This window comes from Micromonospora inaquosa (genome assembly GCF_003857055.1).
GTDB lineage: Bacteria > Actinomycetota > Actinomycetes > Mycobacteriales > Micromonosporaceae > Micromonospora > Micromonospora inaquosa.
This window is the reverse complement of the sequence record NZ_QGSZ01000083.1, coordinates 1-3,918: the sequence shown is the minus strand read 5'-3', so window position 1 is coordinate 3,918 and position 3,918 is coordinate 1. Positions and strand designations below refer to the sequence as shown.

Annotated in this window: 4 protein-coding genes; 3 read left to right on the top strand and 1 reads right to left on the bottom strand. The window is 67.9% G+C overall.

Annotated elements, in window-relative coordinates:
* Positions 1 to 79: 79 nt before the first annotated feature.
* The gene (locus DLJ59_RS01480; protein ID WP_124770726.1) at positions 80 to 514 is read right to left on the bottom strand and encodes an NUDIX hydrolase; all 435 of its coding nucleotides are present in this window, start codon (positions 512 to 514) and stop codon (positions 80 to 82) included.
* A 369-nt stretch (positions 515 to 883) separates the two neighbouring features.
* Between DLJ59_RS01480 and DLJ59_RS01475 the strand changes: the two genes are divergently transcribed.
* The 3 genes from DLJ59_RS01475 to mtlA are packed head-to-tail and all read left to right on the top strand — an operon-like array spanning position 884 to position 3,788.
* Positions 884 to 1,645, top strand: a complete 762-nt coding sequence (locus DLJ59_RS01475) for a DeoR/GlpR family DNA-binding transcription regulator (protein ID WP_124770725.1) — start codon at positions 884 to 886, stop codon at positions 1,643 to 1,645.
* Positions 1,646 to 1,658: 13 nt separating this feature from the next.
* Positions 1,659 to 2,567 carry a 1-phosphofructokinase gene (pfkB, locus tag DLJ59_RS01470; RefSeq protein ID WP_124770724.1) on the top strand — a complete coding sequence of 303 codons (909 nt, stop codon included), beginning with the start codon at positions 1,659 to 1,661 and terminating at the stop codon, positions 2,565 to 2,567.
* Between the two features lie 60 nt (positions 2,568 to 2,627).
* Positions 2,628 to 3,788, top strand: a complete 1,161-nt coding sequence (gene mtlA, locus DLJ59_RS01465; RefSeq protein WP_124770723.1) for a mannitol-specific PTS transporter subunit IIC — start codon at positions 2,628 to 2,630, stop codon at positions 3,786 to 3,788.
* Positions 3,789 to 3,918: the final 130 nt, after the last annotated feature.

The window sequence follows — 3,918 nt, the reverse complement described above, 5'->3', positions numbered from 1 at the left end:
ATCGCCTACCGTTTGCGCTGGTCAAACTGGCGACGCCGACACCAAGCATGCGCCAAACGAGCCCACTACGCCCGCCGCCTCAACCTCGAATTCCCACCATGATCACGAATGGCGGCTGTCGTACTAGAACGTGTCCTTGGGCCAGAGGCAGCCAGTACAGCTCGAAGCGGATCGGTTTGCTGTCGCCGTCGCCGCGTTCCACGGCGATCCACCGATCCGGAACCTCGGCGTCCTCGACGGACAGGTGGAAGAAGTGCCGCACGTGCACCTCGTCGGCGTAGGGCCGCACGTCCCACTCCGCCGTGCCGAGGTACCGCTCGATGCGTAGTCCATGCAGGGCGGTTTCCTCGAACGCTTCGCGCAGCACAGCTTGCTCCAGTAGCTCGTTCTCACCAACCGTGCCGGCAGGAACTTGCAGGCCCGATTGATCGAACTGTTCATCGTCGGCGTGGACGAACACCAGCAGCCGATCGTCGTGGACGGTGTAGGCCACAACCTTCTGCGGTCGCTTCACCGGCGGAGCCTACGACGACAGGTGCGCCAACTGCGCCCCCGAAAGGGCCGTGCCCGTCGCGTGCCAGATATGGCCAGGCGGGGCAGTGACGGTCAAGAACGGGCTCAGGCCGAGTCCCATGGCCGCCACACCAGCGGCGACGTCGGGCACGCCCTGCGCTGGTCTGCCTGGCGCCGCACCCACCAAACCCGCGTACGGCAACGACTCCAACTACCAGTCACCTAGATCGCGAAGTGTCACTGGAGTCCCGGGTCCCACTCGTCCTGCCGGATACCGGGGGTGTGGCTTTCTGTGGCCCGTCCCTTGACTTTCCCTAGACCCGGGCGTAAACAAAGCACAAGCAAAACGAAACGGCGGTGAAACAACAGGATGTACGCCGAGGAACGACAGCAGGAGATCCTTCGCATCGCCCGGGACGTGGGCCGGGTCGAGGTGGCTGGCTTGGCCGATGGGCTCAACGTGACGTCGGAGACCATCCGCCGCGACCTCACCATCCTGGAGCGGGCTGGGGTGCTGCGCCGGGTCCATGGTGGAGCTATTCCGGTCGAACGGCTCGGGTTTGAGCCCGCGCTGGCGGCGCGCGACGCGGTGCTCATCGAGGAGAAGGAGCGCATCGCCAAGCTCGCCTTGAGCGAGGTGCCGGAGGAGGGCGCTGTCATCCTCGACGCCGGCACCACGACCGCCCGGCTGGCGCAGCTGCTGCCGGTCGACCGAGAGTTGACCGTCGTGGTCAACTCGCCGGTCATCGCCACGACCCTCGGTACCTACGCCAATCTCAACGTGCTGCTGTTGGGTGGACGGGTCCGCGGGAAGACCCTGGCGACCGTCGACGACTGGGCGCTGTCGCCGTTGGCGGACCTCTACGTCGACGTCGCGTTCGTTGGGACCAACGGCATCTCGGTCGAGCGCGGGCTGACCACCCCGGACCCGTCCGAGGCGGCGGTGAAGCGGGCGATGGTCCGTGCGGCCCGCCGCACGGTGGTGGTCGCCGATCACACCAAGCTCGGCAACGACTATCTGGCCCGGTTCGCTGAGTTGGCCGACGTCGACCTGCTCATTACCGACAGCCGTGCCGACCTCGACCTGGTTGGTGACCTGGAGTCAGCGGGCGTTCGGGTGGTACGCGCATGAGAGCCGAGCGGGCATGATCGTCACCGTCACCCTCAACCCCAGCCTCGACCGGGCCGTGGAGGTCGACTCACTCACCCGGGGCGAGGTCATTCGGGCTGCCACCGCTCACCTTGACCCCGGCGGCAAGGGCGTCAACGTATCCCGTGCCTTGCTGGCCAACGGGGTGCCGTCGGTAGCGGTGTTGCCGTCCGGAGGTGACGAGGGCAACCAGCTCATCGGCCTCCTCAAGGCGGAGGGTGTGGAGGTCCTCGCCGTGTCGATCTCTGGAAGGACCCGTTCCAACATCACCCTGGCCGAGCCCGACGGCACGGTCACCAAGATCAACGAGCCTGGCCCGGCCATGTGCCGCGCCGAGTTCGACGAGGTGATCGACCGGGTGCTCGCCCGCGCCAGCGGTGCCGACTGGGTCGTGCTGTGCGGCAGCGTCCCGCCCGGTCTGCCCGCCGACGCCTACGCTCAGCTGTGCCGGAAGCTGCGCGCCGCCGGCGTCAGGGTCGCCGTCGACACCAGCGGCCCCGCCCTGCGCGAGGCCGCCCTGGCCGGGGCGACCCTGCTCAAGCCCAACCGCGACGAACTGGCCGAAGTGGTCGGCACCCCGCTGAAGGACCTCGACGATGTGGTCGATGCCGCTCAGTGCCTGCGGGCATGGGGAGCCGGCACCGTCGTGGCCAGCCTCGGCGCTGACGGCGCTGTCCTGGTCAACGCCGAAGGGGTCCGCACCGGCACCTGTCCGGTCGCCCGGCCCCGCAGCACCGTCGGTGCCGGCGACGCGCTGCTCGCCGGGTTCCTCGCTGCGGGCGCGCAAGGTGCCGCCGCTCTCGCTGAAGGCCTGGCCTGGGGCGCCGCCGCGGTGAGCCTGCCTGGCAGCCGGATGCCCGGCCCAGCGGACCTGTTCCGCCACGACGTCACCATCCACCCCTAGCCCGACGAGCTTCTTCCCCTGCGGCCGTCTGGACCACCCCTCGATGAAGGAGATACCCCCGTGACCTCCTCTTCCTACACACCAGAGGTGAAGGGCCAGGGCCTCAGAGCCACGGTGCAACGCCTCGGCGGCTACCTGGCCGCGATGGTCATGCCCAACATCGGCGCGTTCATCGCCTGGGGCCTGATCACCGCGCTGTTCATCCCGACCGGCTGGATCCCCAACAAGACCCTGGCCGAACTGGTCGGCCCGATGATCAGCATCCTGCTACCGGTGCTCATCGGCTACACCGGCGGCCGGCTGGTCCACGGCCAGCGCGGTGCCGTCGTGGGCGCGGTGGCGACCATGGGCCTCGTCGTCGGCGCGGATGTGCCAATGATCCTCGGCGCGATGATCATTGGGCCGCTCACGGCCTATGTCCTCAAGCTGTTTGACGGCCTGGTCGAAAACAAGATCCGTCCCGGCTTCGAGATGCTGGTCGACAACTTCAGCGCCGGCATCATCGGTGCCGCGATGGCCATCGGCGGTGTCTACGGCATCGGTCCGGTGGTCGAATGGCTCACCAAGCAGGCCGGCTCGGGCGTCGACTGGCTCGTCGGCAAGGACCTGCTGCCGCTGACCTCGGTGCTCGTCGAACCCGCAAAGGTGCTCTTCCTCAACAACGCCATCAACCACGGCGTGTTCGGCCCGCTGGGCATCGCCGAGGCGGCCGACAAGGGCAAGTCGATCCTGTTCATGATCGAGTCGAACCCCGGCCCCGGCCTCGGCCTGCTGCTCGCCTTCATGGTCTTCGGCCCCCGCGCGCTGCGTCCCAGCGCCCCGGCCGCGATCATCGTGCACTTCCTCGGCGGCATCCACGAGATCTACTTCCCGTACGTGCTGATGAAGCCGAAGCTGATCCTCGCCATGATCGCCGGGGGTGCGGCTGGCGTCGGCACCTTCGTGATCACCGGTGCGGGCCTGGTCGCCACCCCTTCGCCGGGCAGCATTTTCGCCTACCTCGCGGTCACCCCCAAGGGCGGCCACTTCGGAGTCATTCTCGGCGTCGTGATCGCCGCGGCCGTCAGCTTCGCGGTCGCCTCGGCCCTGCTCGGCTTCGGGCGCGGCGAGCCTGTCGCGGACGCTGTCGGCCCTGACGAGGAGACGGCTGTCCGCCCAGATGAGGAAAGGGCTATCGACCCCGACAACACCCTCGACAAGTCGGCGAAGCAGGAGGTCTAGAGACAACGCCGTTCAGTTAGGGCTGGGCGGTGGGTGTCAAGGGTCGGTGGTGATGATGTCGATGCTGGTGGTGGCTTTGTAGGTCTGTCGGTTGATGTTGGGGCCGCGGGCTTGGTATTTGCTGTTGGAG

Excerpts from the sequence above, each read along its gene's own strand:
- DLJ59_RS01475 (WP_124770725.1), top strand. The coding sequence starts at position 884 with ATGTACGCCGAGGAACGACAGCAGGAGATCCTTCGCATCGCCCGGGAC.
- pfkB (WP_124770724.1), top strand. The coding sequence starts at position 1,659 with ATGATCGTCACCGTCACCCTCAACCCCAGCCTCGACCGGGCCGTGGAG.